Annotated in this window: 14 protein-coding genes and 2 pseudogenes; 7 read left to right on the top strand and 9 right to left on the bottom strand. The window is 69.7% G+C overall.

The genetic code is table 11. The features are described 5' to 3' along the window. Together ACWGJ2_RS35910 and ACWGJ2_RS35905 are read left to right on the top strand one after the other, a co-directional pair. Window positions 1–269: pseudogene (locus ACWGJ2_RS35910) on the top strand (hypothetical protein); the annotation flags it as partial. A gap of 394 nt (window positions 270–663) precedes the next feature. Then, window positions 664–1,188: a transposase family protein gene (locus ACWGJ2_RS35905; RefSeq protein ID WP_453350556.1), complete on the top strand. Its 525-nt coding sequence runs from the start codon at window positions 664–666 to the stop codon at window positions 1,186–1,188. 473 nt (window positions 1,189–1,661) lie between these two features. Here ACWGJ2_RS35905 and ACWGJ2_RS35900 read toward each other — a convergent pair whose 3' ends face one another. Both ACWGJ2_RS35900 and ACWGJ2_RS35895 read right to left on the bottom strand, forming a co-directional pair. Next, window positions 1,662–1,802 carry a hypothetical protein gene (locus ACWGJ2_RS35900; RefSeq protein ID WP_453350555.1) on the bottom strand — a complete coding sequence of 47 codons (141 nt, stop codon included), beginning with the start codon at window positions 1,800–1,802 and terminating at the stop codon, window positions 1,662–1,664. A 363-nt stretch (window positions 1,803–2,165) separates the two neighbouring features. Beyond that, on the bottom strand, window positions 2,166–2,750 hold the full coding sequence (locus ACWGJ2_RS35895) for a cation:proton antiporter domain-containing protein (protein ID WP_453350558.1): 585 nt from the start codon (window positions 2,748–2,750) through the stop codon (window positions 2,166–2,168). A 371-nt stretch (window positions 2,751–3,121) separates the two neighbouring features. Between ACWGJ2_RS35895 and ACWGJ2_RS35890 the strand changes: the two genes are divergently transcribed. Beyond that, entirely contained in the window at window positions 3,122–4,657 is a 1,536-nt protein-coding gene (locus ACWGJ2_RS35890; RefSeq protein ID WP_453350554.1) for an alanine/glycine:cation symporter family protein, read from the top strand. A gap of 348 nt (window positions 4,658–5,005) precedes the next feature. On the opposite strand, the pseudogene ACWGJ2_RS35885 reads toward ACWGJ2_RS35890, so the two are convergent. The 3 genes and pseudogenes from ACWGJ2_RS35885 to ACWGJ2_RS35875 all read right to left on the bottom strand — a co-directional run. Then, window positions 5,006–5,122 (bottom strand): annotated as a pseudogene (locus tag ACWGJ2_RS35885) (FG-GAP repeat protein); the annotation flags it as partial. Window positions 5,123–5,440: 318 nt separating this feature from the next. After that, window positions 5,441–6,130 (bottom strand): potassium channel family protein, encoded by a 690-nt coding sequence (locus ACWGJ2_RS35880; RefSeq protein WP_453350553.1) that lies wholly within the window; start codon window positions 6,128–6,130, stop codon window positions 5,441–5,443. Next, window positions 6,123–7,472 carry a TrkH family potassium uptake protein gene (locus ACWGJ2_RS35875; RefSeq protein WP_453350552.1) on the bottom strand — a complete coding sequence of 450 codons (1,350 nt, stop codon included), beginning with the start codon at window positions 7,470–7,472 and terminating at the stop codon, window positions 6,123–6,125. Before ACWGJ2_RS35875 ends, ACWGJ2_RS35880 begins: the two co-directional genes overlap by 8 nt. Before the next feature lie 215 nt (window positions 7,473–7,687). Between ACWGJ2_RS35875 and ACWGJ2_RS35870 the strand changes: the two genes are divergently transcribed. Together ACWGJ2_RS35870 and nhaA are read left to right on the top strand one after the other, a co-directional pair. Continuing rightward, window positions 7,688–7,861: a hypothetical protein gene (locus ACWGJ2_RS35870; RefSeq protein ID WP_453350551.1), complete on the top strand. Its 174-nt coding sequence runs from the start codon at window positions 7,688–7,690 to the stop codon at window positions 7,859–7,861. A 182-nt stretch (window positions 7,862–8,043) separates the two neighbouring features. Beyond that, complete coding sequence (gene nhaA, locus ACWGJ2_RS35865; RefSeq protein WP_453350550.1) at window positions 8,044–9,474, top strand: Na+/H+ antiporter NhaA; 1,431 nt, start codon at window positions 8,044–8,046, stop codon at window positions 9,472–9,474. A gap of 268 nt (window positions 9,475–9,742) precedes the next feature. Here nhaA and ACWGJ2_RS35860 read toward each other — a convergent pair whose 3' ends face one another. Next, complete coding sequence (locus tag ACWGJ2_RS35860; RefSeq protein ID WP_453350549.1) at window positions 9,743–13,066, bottom strand: S8 family peptidase; 3,324 nt, start codon at window positions 13,064–13,066, stop codon at window positions 9,743–9,745. Window positions 13,067–13,731: 665 nt separating this feature from the next. Here ACWGJ2_RS35860 and ACWGJ2_RS35855 point away from each other — a divergent pair. Further along, window positions 13,732–14,157 (top strand): universal stress protein, encoded by a 426-nt coding sequence (locus tag ACWGJ2_RS35855; RefSeq protein WP_453350548.1) that lies wholly within the window; start codon window positions 13,732–13,734, stop codon window positions 14,155–14,157. A gap of 183 nt (window positions 14,158–14,340) precedes the next feature. Then, entirely contained in the window at window positions 14,341–15,357 is a 1,017-nt protein-coding gene (gene gap / locus ACWGJ2_RS35850) for a type I glyceraldehyde-3-phosphate dehydrogenase (RefSeq protein WP_453350547.1), read from the top strand. A gap of 63 nt (window positions 15,358–15,420) precedes the next feature. Here gap and ACWGJ2_RS35845 read toward each other — a convergent pair whose 3' ends face one another. The 3 genes from ACWGJ2_RS35845 to hypD all read right to left on the bottom strand — a co-directional run bounded on the left by ACWGJ2_RS35845 (window position 15,421) and on the right by hypD (window position 18,104). After that, window positions 15,421–15,885 (bottom strand): cyclic nucleotide-binding domain-containing protein, encoded by a 465-nt coding sequence (locus ACWGJ2_RS35845; RefSeq protein ID WP_453350546.1) that lies wholly within the window; start codon window positions 15,883–15,885, stop codon window positions 15,421–15,423. 66 nt (window positions 15,886–15,951) lie between these two features. Further along, the gene (gene hypE / locus ACWGJ2_RS35840; RefSeq protein ID WP_453350545.1) at window positions 15,952–16,992 is read right to left on the bottom strand and encodes a hydrogenase expression/formation protein HypE; all 1,041 of its coding nucleotides are present in this window, start codon (window positions 16,990–16,992) and stop codon (window positions 15,952–15,954) included. Then, on the bottom strand, window positions 16,989–18,104 hold the full coding sequence (gene hypD, locus ACWGJ2_RS35835; protein WP_453350544.1) for a hydrogenase formation protein HypD: 1,116 nt from the start codon (window positions 18,102–18,104) through the stop codon (window positions 16,989–16,991). Before hypD ends, hypE begins: the two co-directional genes overlap by 4 nt. Window positions 18,105–18,123 lie beyond the last annotated feature (19 nt).

The following is an 18,123-nucleotide window of genomic DNA, read 5'->3' as shown; positions in this document are numbered from 1 at the left end:
ACGCGATGTGGTTGTACTCCAACAACTTCCTGCGTGATGACGGTCAGCCGTATGGTAGTGGTCGTCAGATTGGGCATGGTTGGAATAACTTCGACCGCATCATCGCGGCTGATGCGACTGGTGATGGGTTTACGGACCTGGTGGCGCTGAAGTCGGATGGCACGATGTGGTTGTACTCCAACAACTTCCTGCGTGACGATGGTCAGCCGTATGGTAGTGGCCGTCAGGTCGGTCATGGTTGGAATAACTTCGACCGCATCATCGCCTGAGTGGGTGTTATTGACTTCGGCTCGTCAAGGGGGCACCTCCCCCGTCCTGGTGAAGGCGATGCTCGACTGCTACGGCGTGAGCGAGCCCGTCGTGCGGGAAGACATCCTGGACCTGGTCCGGGCAGATCAAGCACAGAAGCAGAAGCAGAAGCGGTGGCCTAGTACTCCGCGGTCATCAACACCACGTAGTACGGCGGCTACCTGGAGCTGGAGCAGAGCGCCCGGCCCGGATCGGATCGGGCCGCTACCTGCCGCGCTGACCGGCCAAGGGCGTCGGCGGACCGGCTGATTGTTGCCGTAACACGAGGGCCCTCAGCGGAAGTTGGGATGTTTGTGAAGACAACCAGCCCCGCCGAGGGCTCTCAGCATGCTGTCTACCAGGTTTCAGCTTCCGGTGCCGAAGCGGACCCTCGACCTCGTCGGCGATCTGGTACGCCGTGAGCGCAACCGGCTGGGGACCCGCTGGCGCAAGGTCCCCGCGGGCACCCAGGGGTTGATCGTGCTCACCGTTCTCCGCCATGACCAGCGGCTTTCCGATATAGCCGACGGTAACCAGGTGTCCGCCTCCACCGTGCGCCGTTGGGTGACGGAAGTCCTGCTTCTGCTGGCCGCCCGCGCCCCGCGCCTGGACCGCGCCCTGAACAAGAGCGCAAAGAAGGGCGGGGTCGTCGTCCTGCTGAACGGCACCCTGATCCGCACCCGCCACCACACCGGGACGGACAAGCGCAGGAACTACAGGGGGAAGCATAAGGCCCATGGTCTGCTGTTTCTCGCGCTGACCGACGAGAAGGGCAACCTGATCTGGATCTCCTCAGCCTGGCCCGGCCGGGCCAACGAGATCACGACCGCCCGCCACGACAAGCTCACCGACGCGGAGAAGAAGACGAACCGTCAACTCAGGGCCACACCAGCCCCATGACCTGCGAAAACAGGATGAAAGCTTCTCGATGATGCTGGTTTTGGGTCGACTCTTCACGAGCGATCACTGGGGATCCGTTTCATGACTGCCCCTCCGAGGACATCACCGTCATCAGGAGGCGCGTGCTCTACCGTTCCATGTGAGCCAACGGCAGGGACGATCTCGGCGCACTGCTGGCGGGCAACGACACCTGGACCGTTATCGGCTGAGATACCCGCACGGCTTGGGCGATACTCTGCTCCACAGGCCCGCACCGTGGAACGCTTCCGCGCTGGTGCCGACCGGATAGCCTATGGACGCGCACATCGGCGGGCGGTCCGAGATCACCGCCGTCGAAGCCGTCATCACCCCTGCAGTGAGTCCCGCGCCCGGCTTACCAACCCGTCAACCCGCCACCGCGCACCGCGACCAGGAGGCGTGACAGCTCCGTCGACGGGACGCTCGTGAGGAAGAGGCGCCGGATATCCAACGGGTCACTCTGGGCTCGTCCGTTCCTGGTCGAGCGGAACGCCGTGCTCGTTGGCGAAGGCCCGGCGGCACAGGCCGTGACAGAAGCCGTACAGCGTCCCCTCGTACACGAGGGTGAGCGGTCCGTCGGCGAGGTCGGCGCTCATGCCGCAGACCGGGTCGACCAGGTTGCCCTGCGGCGGTTCCGGGGTAGGGCGCTCGTCGGCGCGGTTGCGGTAAGGGCGGGAGACGAGTTCGGTGAGGTCTATGGTGCTCAGGGCCCTTCCGTGGATCCCGACGCCGCCCTCGGAGTTTCCCTACACGAGGACCACGGCGTGGGGTTCGCGTCGCACTCGCTCGGGGTCGCGCCCGGCGGCCCGTTCCGTCTCGGCCACCGCGTCGGTGATGATCGGCACGACATGACCGCACATGTCCTTGCGCCAAGACGCCGGTATGGTGACCCGGACCAGATAGCGCGGCCGCTCGCCAAGACCCAGGCCGAGGGCTCGTGTACGAGTACCTGCGTGATCTCACGCTGCGCGTCGATGATCTCGATGGCGTGGCTGTCGTCCTCGACCAGCAGCATGTGGACCCCCCTCGTAGGACCGGCTTCCGACGTACCGCCAACGATGCCCGGGAGGGGTATCCGTAGCATCCACCGCGGGGAGGAACGGCGCGCTACTCCGGGAGGTGTAAACCGTAGCGGACGGGCGCCCGCCCGCGGGTGCCGCTCCGAGGAGACGGAGGCAGCGTTGTGCTCCTCCACGTCGAAAGAGGCGGCAACCTGGGCTCGGCCCCAGCAGCCGGAAGCGTCCAAGCCACGGCACCACCAGCGGCAGTACGACCCCGAACACGAGGCCCGTCACCAGCTCCAGCGTGATCGTCAGGAGGGATGCCCCCGGCATGGCCGGGGGTGAGTCCGGCGCCGCGACCAGGATCACGACGGGAAGCGCCAGTTCGTCGCTGACGCTGCTGTCGACGTTCATCAACTCCCGCAGTTCCTCCGGTATTTCCCGACGGTCCACGGTCGCCGAGGCGAACACCGGGCTCGTGGGCGCCAGTACCGCACCGGCCAGGAAGGACGTTGTCCACTCCAGCCCCGCCAGATTCTGCACGGTCAGCGCGCCGGCCTCCCGGGCGGGGCGGGCGCCTGTGCGGGGTATATGCGTATGGCACGTATTCCCCAGTTGCGTAACGGTCCGGTCTCGCCCGCTGTGGCTTCGGTCGATCACGAGCAGCTATGTGATGTGGATCACTAAAATCTCGGCAAAGTCGTGGTACAACAACGCAACTCGGCAGGTGACCCGGCTGACTGCAATCTCGCAGAGGGGCGGCAAATACCAGCACCACGACGCCCGGGCCGTCACGATCCGAAACGGTGCCGTGCCCCAGGACCGTCTGACGGACATCGATGTTCGCTCAGCGACCACGCACCACCCCTGCTGAGCTTCTCCTGCCCCAGCCCTGTGCCATCGAGGTAGCCATAGTGTCACTCGACTCCGTCACCCAGTCCGTCGACGAGGCCGTCAGCGGATTCTTCGAGCCCATAGCCAAGTGGCTGGGGGAGGTGGTGTTCTACGCCGTTCCCGTCGGCGGGACCGACCTGCCTCTCATCGTCGCCTGGCTCGTCGTCGCCGGTCTGGTCTTCACCGGCTGGTTCGGTTTCGTCCAGATACGTAAATTCAGGCTCGCCGTCGATGTGGTGAGGGGGAAGTACGACGAAAAGGGAACGGCCGGGGAGGTCAACCACTTCCAGGCACTGACCGCCGCCGTATCCGGCACGGTCGGACTCGGCAACATCGCCGGCGTGGCCGTCGCCGTCTCCATCGGCGGTCCCGGTGCCACGTTCTGGATGATCCTGTGCGGTCTGCTCGGCATGGCCACCAAGTTCGTCGAGGTCACCCTCGGTGTGAAGTACCGCGAGGTGCACGCCGACGGCACCGTCTCCGGCGGTCCGATGCACTACCTGCCCAAGGGCCTGGCCGACCGCTTCGGCGCGGGCGGCAAGAAGCTCGGCAAGGTCCTCGCGGTCCTCGCCTCCTTCATGATCCTGTTCTTCGGCCTCTTCGGTGGGAACCTCTTCCAGGTCAACCAGTCCTACGCGCAGTTGGTCTCGGTCACCGGTGGCGAGGACGGCATGCTGGGCTCCTCCGCGGGCGCCCTGTTCTTCGGCGTCCTGATCGCCGCGCTCGTCGGCGTCGTCCTCCTCGGCGGCATCCGTTCCATCGCCAACGTCACCAGCAGGCTCGTTCCGGCCATGGCGGCCCTCTACATCGTCGCGTGCCTGCTCGTGATCCTGGTCAATGTCACCGCCGTCCCGGGCGCTGTCAGCACCATCATCGAGGGCGCGTTCAACCCGGAGGGTGTCGCGGGCGGCGTGCTCGGCGCGCTGATCATCGGCTTCAAGCGGGCAGCCTTCTCCAACGAGGCCGGAGTCGGCTCCGCCCCGATCGCCCACTCCGCGGTCAGGACCAAGCACCCCGCAAGCGAGGGCCTGGTGGCGTTGCTTGAGCCGTTCATCGACACCGTGGTCATCTGCACGATGACCGCCCTGACCATCGTCATCGCCAACCCGGCAAGCTGGGCGGAAGCCCGAGCAGGTGAGGACATCGGCGGCGTCACCATCACTTCCGACGCCTTCGAGACGGTCCTGCCCTGGTTCCCGTACATCCTCACCGTCGCCGTGCTGCTGTTCGCGATCTCCACGGTGCTGACCTGGGGCTACTACGGTCTCAAGTCCTGGACGTACCTCTTCGGCCGCAGCCGGGCCAGCGAGCTGACCTACAAGGTTCTCTACACTGTGTTCGCTGTCGCCGGTTCGCTGCTGACGCTGCAGACACTCATCGACATGGCCGACGCCTTCCTCTTCACCCTGGCCGTCATCAACATCATCGGCCTCTACCTCCTCGCTCCCGTCGTCAAGCGCGAACTCAGCACCTTCCTGGAGTTCGTCGGCGCCCGCGACGCGGGAGAGGCTCCTGGAGGCGACGAAGACCAGGAGCCGGTGAAGACCACCGTCTGACCGCCCACGCGGCCCGGCTCCTGAACGGGCCCCGTACTCACCTCGCGCCTTGGTGAGTACGGGGCCCGTTCGCCTTTCCCCTCGCGGGACAGCGGGGGCAGGCGACGTCGCGTGCGGCTCTGCGGGCGGGCAGGGGCCGGGGCGTGAACGAGCAGAGCGATCCACTGCCCCCGTCCTCACCATCGCTCCGACCGTGCTCGGGGCATGAACGCCGCCTCCCCGTTGGCCCCCGCGAAACCCCGCGGGCAGGTACGGGGCCTCGGGAAGGCCCGCCGTGGCAGCGGAGAAGCTGACCGCATGTGCGGTGCTCACACCGTCGGAAGAGCCGCGCAGGCTCCACAGCGCTCCGTTGCTCGTGTTCTCGAAGGGCGCGGCGGCGGCCAGGTCGGCGTAGCCGTCACCGTCTGCGTCACCCGCCGTGACGTCCTCGCCGAAGGCGTCCTCGGACTCATCCGCCCCGGGCACGCCCGGGCTGTCCTGGGTGAGTCTGACCCGCGAGGACGCCTGAAGGCTCCCGGCGCCGTCCGTGTAGGCCGTGACCGCGTACCACTCGGTAAAGCCACTTCACCGGCGGCCTCTGCCGTGCAGCAACGACGGAGACGTCGGCCGGTCCTCGTCGGAACGGACACACGTGTCGCACCGTCAGACGAGGTGGGTGACGCCGGTGCGGCCGGTCATCGGGAGAAGCGACGACATCTCATGGGACGGCCTGGCCCCGCTCGCGAGGACGTACGTGGCGGCCCTCTTCAGCTTCCGGCCCGTCCGCAGTTCTCACGACAGGGGTCAGCGCAGTTCGCTGAAGTGTTCGGTCTGGCGGGTGCGGCCGGCGACGATGATGGTGTCGTCGGCTTCCACGACGGTGTCGGCGGTGGCGTAGGTGAAGCCCTGGCCGGGGCGTTTGATGGCGACGACGGTCAGACCGAAGCGGCTGCGGATGGTGCTGTCGGCCAGGCGTTTGCCGACGATGTCCGCGGGCGGGGTGGTCTTGACCAGGGCGAAGTCGTCTTCGAATTCGATGTAGTCGAGCATGCGTCCGCGCACGAGGTGGGCGACGCGCTGGCCCATATCGTGTTCGGGGTAGACGACATGGTGGACGCCGAGCTGGGTGAGGATGCGGCCGTGGGCCGTGCTGGTGGCCTTCGCCCATACGTCCTGTACGCCGAAGGAGACCAGCAGGGAAGCAGTGAGGATGCTGGCTTCCAGGTCGCTGCCGATACCGACCACCGCGCGGTCGAACTCGTGGACACCCAGTTGCCGCAGGGCCTCCTCCCGGGTGGAGTCGGCGCGCACCACGTGGGTGAGGGAACCGGAGTGGGACTGCACGATCTCGGCGTTGGCGTCGATACCGAGAACTTCGGTGTCCTCGTCCACCAGCTCCAGGGCCAGAGCGCTGCCGAAGCGCCCCAGACCGATGACGGCGACGGCGCCGCTGTGGGCGAGCCGGCGGGGTTTGGTGCTGCGGTTCCTAGCCAATGACGGGTCGCTCCTCGGGCAGGTCGTACATACGAACGCGTGAACGCAGGGCCAGGGCGGAGGCCACGGTGACGGGACCGAGCCGGCCGATGAACATCAGGACGATCAGCAGGATCTGCTCCGTGGTGGGCAGGTCCGCGGTGATGCCGGTGGACAGTCCCACCGTTGCGAACGCGGAGATCACTTCGAACAGGGAGCGGTCCAGGCTGTTGTCGGTGAAGACCATGAAGGCCAGCGTGGAGGCGCTGACGGCGGCCACGGACAGCAGGACGATGGTCAGGGCCTGCCGCTGGACGTCCCCGTGCAGGCGGCGGCGGAAGATGTTGACAGCGCCTTCGCCGCGGACCTCGGCGTAGACGACGAAGAGCAGCACGGCGAAGGTGGTGACCTTGATGCCGCCCGCGGTTCCGGCGCTGGCGCCGCCGATGAACATCAGCACGTCCATGCCCAGCCAGCTCGCCGGGTTCATCTCGGCGATGTCGACGCTGTTGAAACCGGCAGTGCGCGGCATCACGCCCTGGAAGAAGCCGACCAGCAGCTTGCCCGGCACGTCCAGCCGCCCCAGCGTGGCGGGGTTGCTCCACTCGATCGCGGTGATGAAGACACTGCCGCCGAGCAGGAAGAGGCCGGTGGCCCACAGCACGATCTTGGTGTGCAGCGACCAGCCGCGCGGTCGGCGCAGACGGCGGCGCAGTTCGAAGAGCACCGGGAAGCCCAGGCCCCCGGCGATCACCGCGAAGGCAATGGGCAGACAGATCCACGGATCAGTGGCGAAGCGCATCAGGCTGTCGGAGTACAGCGCGAACCCGGCGTTGTTGAACGCCGAGATGGCGTGGAAGATGCCCAGCCACACCGCTCGGGGCCAGGAGGTGTCGTAACCCAGGCCGAAACGCAGGGTCAGGAAGAGCGCGGTGACCGCCTCCAGGAGGAGACTGACCTTGACCACACCGAAGACCACGGTCCGCACCTCGCCCAGCCCCAGGGACTTGGTCTCGGCCGCCGCGGTGAGCCGGGCACGCAGCCCCAGCCGGTGGGAGACGAGCGCGACCAGCAGGGAAGCGAACGTCATGATCCCGAAGCCGCCCACCTGGATCAAGGCCAGGATCACCGCCTGTCCGAACCCGCTCCAGTAGACGGGGGTGTCCACCACGACCAGGCCCGTCACGCAGACGGCCGAGGTCGCGGAGAAGACCGCCTCCAATCCGCTCGCGCCCCCTGGCCCGGCCTTGGCGACCGGCAGCATCAGCAGCCCGCTCCCGGCCAGGACCGCGAGGGCGAAGCCCGCCACGACGATCTGCGCCGGATGCCGCAGCCGCAGACGTCGCCATACTCCAGGGGTCACCACACGCGCTCCGCCTTGCCCTCGGGTCTGATTGCGCTCCCGCGCACCCGGAGACGATAACCAGCCCCCTCGCCGCATCGCCTCACCGGAGGGCTGGGGACTACCGTGGTGGTGGTCCGTGGTGGTCGGCGCCTGCCCGGCGCTTGCTCTTCCACTCCAGCGGGCCGCTCGCCCACCGTGCCGTCGACGGCCCGGCAACCCTGGGGGTGATCTCGGTGAAGGCAACCTACGATCCGGACTACGGTATCCGCCGCGCCATCGCCCTCCTCGCGGCAGCGGCTGTCCTCCTGGTCACTGCCGGAGTCCTCATCGGCTGGATGTGGGTGACCGGAATCGGTGTCTGGGCCCTGATCGCCGCTGTCCTGACAGAGATGCTCTACCGCCCCTGACCTGCCATGGGTGCGAAGGAGGGCTTCTGCGCGGTCCGTGCCGAGCCACCCGTGCGTCCTGCGTGCTCTGCACGTAGGGTGTAGGGAAAACGTCAAGAACGCGTTGTCATTGGTGTGCTGGGAAGTCTGGTCGGCGGCGCTCGCGCCTGCCCGGAAACGCCCCCGGCCCAGAGAGTTCTCCCATGGCACACCGCCCCCCGCAAGAGCAGCAGCCAGATACCCGTGCGGTCTTCGCCCGTCCCTCGGCGAAGGAACGGCGGCACCTGGCGGATGCGCTGCGGACCGAGACGGTCGGCGGAATGGTGCTGCTCGCCGCCGCGGTTCTCGCGCTGGTGTGGGCGAACGCCCCGGCGGTCGGTGAGTGGTACGAGACGGTCCGTCACTTCCACTTCGGCATCCCGGCCCTGGGCCTGGACCTGTCGGTGGAGCACTGGGCCTCGGACGGTCTGCTGACGCTGTTCTTCTTCGTCGCCGGTATCGAGCTCAAGCGGGAGCTGGTCGCCGGAGAACTGCGCAACCCCGCCGCCGCGGCACTGCCCATCGTCGCGGCCGTGTGCGGCATGGCCGTACCCGCGCTGGTCTACCTCATCCCCAATCTGCTCACCGGCGGCCAGACGCAGGGCTGGACGGTGCCGATGGCCACCGACATCGCCTTCGCCCTGGGCGTCCTGGCCGTGATCGGCACCAACCTGCCCTCCGGCATCCGGGCCTTCTTGCTCACCCTGGCCATCGTCGACGACCTCGGCGCGATCCTGGTCATCGCCGTCTTCTACAGCAGCGGACTCAACTGGCTCGCCCTTGCCGGGGCCGTCGCCGGGCTCGTGCTCTTCCGCGTGCTGCACATCGACCTGCGGGTGCGCGGCTGGTACGTGTACGTGCCGCTCGCCTTGGTCATCTGGGCGCTGATGTACAACAGCGGTGTGCACGCCACCATCTCCGGCGTGGCGATGGGCATGCTGCTGCGCGTCCTGCCGGACACCCGGCGCGGCGAGAGCGACGACACCCCCTCGGCCGCCGAACGCGTCGAGCACCGGGTCCGCCCCCTCTCCGCCGGCTTCGCCGTCCCCGTCTTCGCACTCTTCGCCGCGGGTGTCGGCGTCTCCGGCTCCGCCCTCGTCGAAACCTTCCGTCAGCCCGAGTCGCTCGGAGTCGTCCTCGGCCTGTTCGTCGGCAAGTTCCTCGGTGTGTTCGGCGGGACCTATCTGGCCGCGCGCTTCACCCGCGCCCGGCTCAGCGACGACCTGCAATGGTCCGACGTCGCGGGCGTCGCCATGCTGGCCGGCATCGGCTTCACCGTCTCCCTCCTGGTCACGGAGCTGGCCTTCACCGACGCCGCGACGAGGGAGCATGTGAAGGCAGCTGTGCTGATCGGCTCCCTTCTGGCCGCGGCCGTGGCCTGCGTCCTGCTCAAGGTGCGCGACGCGAAGTACCGCGCGGTGTGGGAAGCGGAGACCCGCGACGAGGACACCGACACTCTCTACGACATAGACCAGCCCGAAGACCCGGTACGACGCCCCACCGAAGCCGCACGCCGCGCCGCCGAACGCGCCCGGACCACCGGCCCCGAACCCCGACCAGACACGCCGCACGACACCGACACCGACACCCTCTGAGCTTGTCGGTCAAGATCCGCGGCAACTTTGTCATATCGCGGACGTCCTCGCCGGGCCGTGAGTTCCCTTCCACCGGACGAACTGCCGTGGTGGTCCGATGTTCCCTTGGACTCATACGGGGTGGCAGGGGCTCGCGGTCTCGCGGGCCCTCTACGGCAGGGTTCTGGCACATGCTCCCGAGCCGGGGTCGCCATTGTGCCGTGGGCCGGCCCGGCTCCCGCCGTGCGAGGGGGGAACCGGGCCGGTACTGATCGCGTCGTGGCTGGGACTACTTGGTGAGGTAGGCGCGGTAGACGGTCTGGGTCAGTGCGCCTCCTGTGGTGTCGGTGAGCTGGGCGCGCAGGGAGACCGGGCCTGCCTTGCCGGGGCTCTTGACGGTGACGTACTTGCTGCCGGTCTTCGGGGTGGTGAGCTTGACGGGCTTCCAGGACTTGCCGTTGTCGAAGGATGCCTGGACGGCGAGCTTCTTCAGGCCCTTGCCCGCGGCGGTGCCCTGAACGGTGAGCGGCACCTTGACGGACGTGCCCTTCTTGGCGGTGCCGTCCAGTCCGACGGCCGGGGTGAAGCGGACGACGGAGGCGTTGAGGCGGACGTCGTCGGTGCCGTCGGGACGCTGCGAGGTGAAGGTCCACGCGGCGGTGATACGGGTGCTGACCCGAGCGGCGCCCAGAGTGCGGTACACGTCCGTGGTCAGCTTGTAGCGCGCCTTCTCCCCGGGGACCGGCATGCCCTCGCCGCCGGGTGCGCTGTTCGACTCCCAGATCTTCGTGCCGTCGCGGAACAGCTCCGTCTTGGCGCTGCCGGTCCAGACGTCACCCTGGTGGTCCCGGCCGTCCGCGAACATCGGCACTACGGCCGCGAGGTTGTCGCCGTTGCGGAAGACGCCGGTGTACCAGGTGCTCAGGGAGGGCCCGGTGACCGCGGTGTTGAACCACTCCGTGTAGCTCTTGCCGGGCGTGTAGGTCCGGGGGGCGGCGTAGTAGTACTCCTCGTACCGGCCGCCTGGGGCGAACGAGGTGAACTGGTGGCTCCACCGTGTGCCGGTGCCGCCGAGGTACTCCACCGATGTGGCCGGTACGGTCTGCTGGAAGGCGACGGAGCCGAGGTAGAGCTCTCCGACCATGCTCGGTTCCACGTCGAGCGTGCTGGTGCGGCCCGGGACCGAACTGCCCAGTCCGACGGTGACCTTCGCCAGTTGCTTGGACGTCACCTTCTGGGAGAGGCCGGTGAACATCGATCCGGCCCTTCGCCACACCATCCGGTAGTGCGTGTGGGTGCTGCCCTTCCGTGGGGCCTGCCACACCGCCATCGCGCCCGCCGACAGCTCGGAGTCCGGGACCGCGCCGCCCAGTTGGGCCGTGCGCAGCCCCTTGAAGGTGCCGGCCCAGTAGCTCTGCCCGTAGGAGACGCCGTTGTGCTGCGCGGCGTAGCCCATGGACACGGCCTGCTGTTCGGCCTTGGAGTTGGGCACGCTGACGTTCACGGGCTTCGCCTTGCGGGCGTCGAGGGCGACCGTGGTGTCCTTCGTGAGCTTCAGCAGGGGCTGGGCCAGCCAGTCGTAGCCGGTGATCCCGGCGTTGTCCTTGGTGGTGAGGGTGCTGTCCAGGGCGTACGAGCCCTCGGGCAGGCGCAGCGTGACGGAGCCGTCGGACTCGTACGGCCATGCCCAGTAGTCGTTGGTGAGACCGGCCAGCATCGTTCTGTAGTCCGCGGTGGCCTTGCCGTCGCGGCCGGTGTGCGTGAGCGTGAGGTCGTACATCTCCACCTGCCGCTCCACCTTGCCCGTGGCGCGCACGCTCTGCCCGTTGTCGCCCGTGGCGGTCACCACGGTGGTGAGGGTGCCGTTGTCGGTGGGCCGACTCGTGTCGGCGGTGACGGTCGCCTGCGCGGTGCCGCCTGCCGGGACGGTGAGCGTCCGCGGGCTCACGGAGAAGGTGCCGTTGCTGTCGGGGCTGCCGTCGAAGGTGTACTCCTTGGTGGCCAGTTGCAGTGTGACCGGCTGGTCACCGGCGTTGTGGTAGGTCAGTGGCCGTTCCACGGGCTGGTCGTCGTCGTGCGGCGCGGCCTGGGTGCCGAAGTCCAGGGTGCCGGGCTCGACCGTGAGTGTCTGCCGCATCGCCTGTGCCGCGTCGATCCTGCCGGTGCCCTGCATGATGGGTGCGAGGTCGGCGACGTCCTCGGTGGCGGCGGTGAGCGCGGCCTTGTACCGCGCCGCGGTCCAGTCGCCGTGCTGCTGGGCGAGTAGGGCGGCTGTGCCGGCGACGTGCGGGGTGGCCATCGAGGTGCCGGTCAGGGACACGTAGCCGTCCTGGGCCGGATCACCGATGGTGCCCTGTGCCGCCTTGGCCGCGGTGATGTCGACGCCCGGCGCGGTGAGGTCCGGCTTCAGCAGCCCGGCGGCCGTCGGGCCGCGGCTGGAGAAGTCGGCGAGGACATCGCTCTTGTCCACCGCGCCGACGGTCAGGGCGGAGGCCGCGCTGCCGGGCGACCGAACGGTTTTCGCGCCGGGTCCCTCATTACCGGCGGCGATGACGAACAGCACGTTCTCCTCGGCCGTCAGCGTATCGACGGCCTGCTCCAGCGGGTCGGTCTCCTCGGTGTCGGCGCCGCCGAGGCTGAGGTTGACGACCTTGGCGCCCTCGTCGGCGGCCCACTGCATGCCTGCCACGACCTGGGACTCCGTGCCGAAGCCCTCGTCGTCGAGCACCTTGCCGTCCAGCAGTTCCGCTCCGGGGGCGACACCCTTGTAGGTGCCTCCCGACTTCTGCCCTGACCCGCCGACGATGGAGGCGACATGCGTGCCGTGCCCGAACCGGTCGACCGCGTCCGGGGCCGAGCTGAAGTTCTTCTCGGCCACCTGACGGCCTGCCAGGTCGGGATGTGTCTCGTCGACGCCGGTGTCCAGGACGGCCACCGGCACGCCACTGCCGTCGTATCCGGCCTGCCACGCCTCGGGTGCGCCGATCTGCGGGACGCTCTCGTCGAGCACGGCGCGCACCGGAGCGTCCAGCCAGATCTTCTCCACGCCCGGCGCGGCATCCACATGTGCGCCGTCCTTGGCGTCGGTGAGTGCCCTCCACACAGCCGCCGACTTGCTCCTGGGCTCCTTGACCGCCTCGGCACCGATGCTCGGCAGCCGCGCACCGATCCTGGCGTCGGCCGACTTCAGGGCCGACCTGGTACTGGACCCGGCCCCCTCGTAGGCGACGATCAGGGGCAGCGCGCTCCGGTGTGCGTCGTCGTAGCGGGCCTTGAGCAACTGCGTGACGTTCAGCAGCCGCCGGTCCAGGGACCCGCTGTTCAGCATGGCCGTGGTGTCGAGCGGTACCACGTAGGTGTCCTCGCCCTGCTGCTGGACGGAGAACGGTGTCCCCTCGCGTCCCGCGGCCGGGCTGACGGAGGCGACGCGGCCCTGCTCGTCGACCATGACCCGGTCGCCCGTCACCAGGGTCACCTCCTTCTGCTCACCGCTCGGCGCGGCGGCGTCGGCGCGCTCGCTCGCGTCTCCCCCCGGAGCCACGACGAACGCGGCGGTGAGCGCCGTCACGCACAGCGCGGACAGACCAGTGGCCCTGGTTCTGGTTCTGCGCATTTTCTTCCCCCCTGCCATAGAGATGCGGGGCCTCGGCACACCCGAAGGCGGCGATTCCGGCTGACGTCGTCGCGCGGTGGCCCCGATGTCAGGTAAGTAGGAAATAAGGAGATACGCCAGGGCCGGGCAGGCTCCGGCAGGGAGGAAACGGGGCACCGCGGGCCGACCGGTCACCTTCACGTGCTGTTCGGCCTTACCGCAGCTCAGGGGCGGGGAGAAACCCCGCTTCGGGATGCCAGGGGCTCTCTTCCCTCTCCGGCGCCATCGCGGCTCCGGCTGAAAAGCGCGCGGCCTCGCGGACAGAGTGGACCGCTCGGCCCAGCTGCTCGGCCTGCCGCTGTGCCCCGGTCTCCGTTGTGTTTGCCCGGCTGGCCCGGTGCCGATTTTCCGGCCGTGTCCCCGGAACTCCTTCTGTCATGCGCGGGAGAACCGCCGGAAGGGCGGTACGGCGAACCGGATGGACGCTATGGCTCCTGTCCCTCCGCCCCGAAGGCGATGAGGGTGGGTGGTGTGCAGGCGAGCCGAAGTGACGTGTTCGGAGGGGGCGGTGGCCATGAAACACCATCTCGTCGCCGGAGTGGACGGGTCGCGTGCGAGCCGACTGGCAAGCGTCGGCGGCCGGGCGCGAGAGGGGTGAGAGGGACGCGGGGGAGCGGACGCTGTCCGTGCGTCCGGACACCGTGCTGGGCCTCGACCCGTCGCACGACCAGGGGGCGGTCGTCGACTTCGCGTTCAAGGCCGCTGCCAGGCGCGGTGCCGCCTTGCGCGTCGTGCACGCCTGGCGGCTCCCTCTCCCGCACGCGGTCGCACCGATATCGCCGGAGACGTGGGAGAGGGACCAGGCGGCGGCCGGGCGGAAGGTGGAAGCGGTCCTGCGCCCCTGGCGCGCGAAGTACCCCGAGGTGCCGGTACGGCTGGACCTGCGGTGCGGGAGCCCCAGAGGAGCCCTGCTCGCGGTCGGCCGGGAGTCGGCGCTGGTCGTCGTGGGACGCCGCAGCAGGCCCCGCTCTCTCGGGCCCCGGCTCGGCTCCTTCGCGCATACGCTGCTCCACCGCGCCGCCGCACCGGTGGCCGTGGTGCCACACGCGTAGGCCGCCTCGGGTAGCCCCCGTGGTGCCCGCCGTCGGACCGGCGCGGGGCCTGTGCGCGCACCTGTGCGCGCAGAGCCGGTCGGCCCCCGGACGTCCCCCCTTCGGCCCTGTGTCCCTCCCTGAGGCCGGACGAGCATGTGGGCGACAGGGACAGTTCGTGGACGAAGACGAAGGGGAACGGCGATGACCGTGAGGGTGGGAATCAACGGGTTCGGGCGCATCGGGCGCGCATACCTGCGGGGCGTGCTGGAGCGTGTCGAGGGCAAGGGCACGCCGGTCGAGGTGGTGGCCGTCAACGACGTCGCCCCCGCCGCCGTGCTGGCACATCTGCTGGAGTACGACTCGACCTACGGCCGCCTCGGGCGGCCCGTCTCCCACGAGGCCGAAACCCTGACGGTCGGCGGCCACCGCATCGCCGTGACCGCCGAGCAGGACCCGTCGAACCTTCCCTGGACGGCGCGGGAGGTGGACGTGGTGATCGAGTCCACCGGCCGCTTCCGGAGCCGCGAGGACGCCGCGCGGCATCTGGCGGCGGGGGCGCGGAAGGTGCTCGTGTCGGCGCCGGGCAAGGACGTCGATGCCACCGTGGTGATGGGTGTCAACGAGTCCGTGTACGAGCCGGAGCGGCACCATGTCCTCTCCGCCGCGTCCTGCACCACCAACTGCGTGGTGCCGATGGTGAAGGTGCTGCACGAGCGCTTCGGCATCGACCGTGGGCTGATGACGACGGTGCACGGATACACCGGGGACCAGTCGCTGCTGGACGGGCCGCACCAGGACTTCCGGCGGGCCAGGGCGGCGGCGTTGAGCATCATCCCCACCAGCACCGGTGCCGCGCGGGCCGTGGGCGCCGTGTTGCCGGAACTGGACGGTGCCCTGGACGGGCTGGCCCTGCGTGTTCCCGTGGAGGACGGCTCGCTCACCGACCTGACCGTCGTGCTGCGTCGCCCGGCGGAGGCAGACGAGATCAACGCCGCGTTCAGCGAGGCGGCCAACGGCCCCCTGAGCGGCATCCTGCGGGTGAGCACGGCGCCGCTCGTCTCGCGGGACATCATCGGCGACCCCGCCTCGTGCGTTGTGGACGCGCCCCTGACGCAGGCCCACGGCGATCTGGCCAAGGTCTTCGGCTGGTACGACAACGAATGGGGCTACGCCAACCGGCTCCTCGATCTCACCGAGTTCGTCGCGGACCGCCTCTGAGCAGTCGGAGTCAGCCTCACCCGGCCCCTGTTCTCCGCGGGTGTCTTCCGGGGCGCTACGGCGCTACGCCGGATCGGCGCCCGCGGAGCCGTGCGGGCCGTACAGGTCGAGCAGCCGGGTGCGGGCGGCCTGGAGCCTGCGGGCGACGACCCGGGCGACGAGCAGCGTGAGGGCACTGCTGAGCACGGGGTCCCGCGCGCAGACCCGGCGCACCTCGACGGCGTCGAATTCGTAGGCGTGCGTCTCGCTCACCGCACGGGCGCCCAGATGCCACTCGTACGGCTCCAGCAGCCAGGACCAGCCCAGGAGTTCACCGTGCCCCAGTGTCTCGATCACTGGGGCACCGTGGCCCGGCACGTGCGTCTCCAGGGCCACCATGCCACTGCGCAGAATCCAGAAGCGGTCGGCCTTCCCGCCCTCGTGGAAGATCCGGCTGCCGGGGGCGAAGGAGACCTCCCGTGCCAGAGGCATCAGCCGCTCCCCATGGCCCTCGGGCAGCATGGCGGCGACACGGGACTTCGTGAGCATCGGGGGTCCGTCCTCTCGTGGCTGTTCACGGCTGTTGTGGTTCACGGTGGGCGTCGGCCGTCGCCATCAGCAGATGCGCGGCAACTGCTCGCCGAGCGGCATGTCCAGGACGCGGCTCGCGCCGACGGCCGTCCGCAGGGTCACGGCACCCGCCGGGGACGGGGCCACCACGTCGCCGATCCGGACCGCCCCGGCTCCCTCTGGCCGCGCACGCAGCGCGGCCAGAGCGGCGTCCGCCGCGTCCGGGGCGACGAATGCCACCAGGCAGCCTTCATTGGCCACGTGCAGTGGGTCCAGGCCGAGCAGTTCGCAGGCCGCGGCGACCGGCTCCGGCACCGGGAGCACGGTCTCCTCGATCACGACCGCCACGGCGGAGTCCCGTGCGATCTCGTTGAGCGCGGCGGCCAGCCCGCCCCTGGTCGGGTCCCGCAGCGCGTGGACATCGGGCCCGAGGTCCGCCAGGCGCCCTACGAGTGCGTGCAGCGGCCGGGAGTCGGAGGCGATGTCGGCTTCAAAGCCCAGCCCCTCGCGGGTGCTCAGCACGGCGGTGCCGTGCAGCCCCAGCGGACCCGAGAGCAGCACGGCGTCTCCGGGGCGGGCACCGGCCGAGGTCGGGCGCAGGCCCGGCAGACGGCGGCCGACGCCGGTCGTCGTCAGGAAGAGCTGGTCCGCAGCGCCCCGGCCCACGACCTTGGTGTCTCCGGTGATCACCGGCACACCCACCGTCTGTGCCGCCTTGCCCAGCGAGGCGAGCACGGCCCGCAGCGTGCCCGTCTCCAGTCCCTCCTCGACGATCAGCGCCACCGACAGCGCGAGCGGGAGCGCCCCGCGCATCGCCAGGTCGTTGACGGTGCCGTGCACGGCGAGGGAGCCGATGTCGCCGCCGGGGAAGAAGAGGGGGCTGACGACGAAGCCGTCCGTGCTGAGCACCAGTTCCGGCGCGTCCGGCAGCAGCGCCGCGTCCTCCAGCGGTCCGGGGGAGCCACCGGGGTCGAGGGACGGCAGCACCAGCGTGTCGAGCAGCTCGGCGGTCAGGCGTCCGCCCGCGCCGTGACCGAGCTGCACGCGGTCGTGTTCGGCGTACGGGACGGGGCAGTCGATCGTCATCGTCCGGCTCCCTCGGAACGTGGGGCGCGGGTCCTGCCCGCGCGGTGGAAGGCGGCGCACGTCCCCTCGGTGGACACCATCGGGGCGCCCAGGGGAGTGCGGGGTGTGCAGGTCGTGCCGTAGGCCGCGCAGTCGGTGGGCAGCGCGGCGCCGGTCAGGACGGCTCCCGCGATGCAGTCCGGGTGCTCCTGGGGGCGCAGCCCAGTGACGTCATAGCGGCGTACGGCGTCGAACCGTGTGTAGCGGTCGCGGAGTCCGAGGCCGCTGGCGGGCAGGGTGCCCAAGCCGCGCCAGGCGCGGTCGGTGACCTGGAAGACCCGCTCGACGGCGGAGCGTGCCTCGCGGTTGCCGTCCCGCCGCACGGCGCGCGCGTACTGGTTCTCGACCTCGGCCCGCCCCTCTTCGAGCTGACGCACGGCCATGAGGATGCCCTCCAGCAGATCGAGCGGTTCAAACCCGGTGACCACCACCGGCACCCCGTACCGTGCCGCCAGCGGCTCGTACGCGGTCCACCCCATCACCGCGCAGACATGGCCCGCGGCGAGGAACGCCTGCACCGTGCACGCCGGATCGTCCAGCAGCGCGGTCATCGCGGGCGGCACCAGGACATGGCTGACCAGCACGCTGAAGTTGGCCAGTCCCAGACGCTCGGCCCGCAGCACCGCCATCGCGTTCGCGGGCGCCGTCGTCTCGAAACCGACGGCGAGGAACACCACCTCGCGTCCGGGCTCCTCGGCCGCGAGCCGCACCGCCTCCATCGGCGAGTACACGACGCGGACGTCCGCGCCCCTGGCCCGCAGCGCCAGCAGGTCGCAGGAGGAGCCGGGCACGCGCAGCATGTCGCCGAAGCTGGTGAACGTCACCTCGGGACGTGCCGCTATGGCCATGGCCCGGTCGAGGGTCTCCAGCGGGGTGACGCAGACCGGGCAGCCGGGGCCGTGCACCATGCGCATCCCGGCGGGCAGCAGCTCATCGATGCCCTGCCGCACCAGGGTGTGGGTCTGGCCGCCGCACACCTCCATGATCTGCCAGTCGCGGGTGGCCGTGCGCCGCAGTTCGTCCAGCAGCGTGCGCGCCAGTACGGGGTCGCGGTACTCGTCGAGATGGCGCATGCGTCTCCTCCGCTCGGGC

The organism is Streptomyces sp. NPDC054796 (genome assembly GCF_053611545.1).
This window is presented reverse-complemented; position numbering and strand designations above follow the sequence as displayed.

What these genes read in the sequence shown, in the direction of transcription:
- nhaA (WP_453350550.1), top strand. Translation starts at nt 8,044, where the DNA reads ATGGCACACCGCCCCCCGCAAGAGCAGCAGCCAGATACCCGTGCGGTC.
- hypE (WP_453350545.1), bottom strand. Translation starts at nt 16,992, where the DNA reads ATGACGATCGACTGCCCCGTCCCGTACGCCGAACACGACCGCGTGCAG.
- gap (WP_453350547.1), top strand. Translation starts at nt 14,341, where the DNA reads ATGACCGTGAGGGTGGGAATCAACGGGTTCGGGCGCATCGGGCGCGCA.
- ACWGJ2_RS35900 (WP_453350555.1), bottom strand. Translation starts at nt 1,802, where the DNA reads ATGAGCGCCGACCTCGCCGACGGACCGCTCACCCTCGTGTACGAGGGG.
- ACWGJ2_RS35860 (WP_453350549.1), bottom strand. Translation starts at nt 13,066, where the DNA reads ATGCGCAGAACCAGAACCAGGGCCACTGGTCTGTCCGCGCTGTGCGTG.
- hypD (WP_453350544.1), bottom strand. Translation starts at nt 18,104, where the DNA reads ATGCGCCATCTCGACGAGTACCGCGACCCCGTACTGGCGCGCACGCTG.
- ACWGJ2_RS35845 (WP_453350546.1), bottom strand. Translation starts at nt 15,885, where the DNA reads ATGCTCACGAAGTCCCGTGTCGCCGCCATGCTGCCCGAGGGCCATGGG.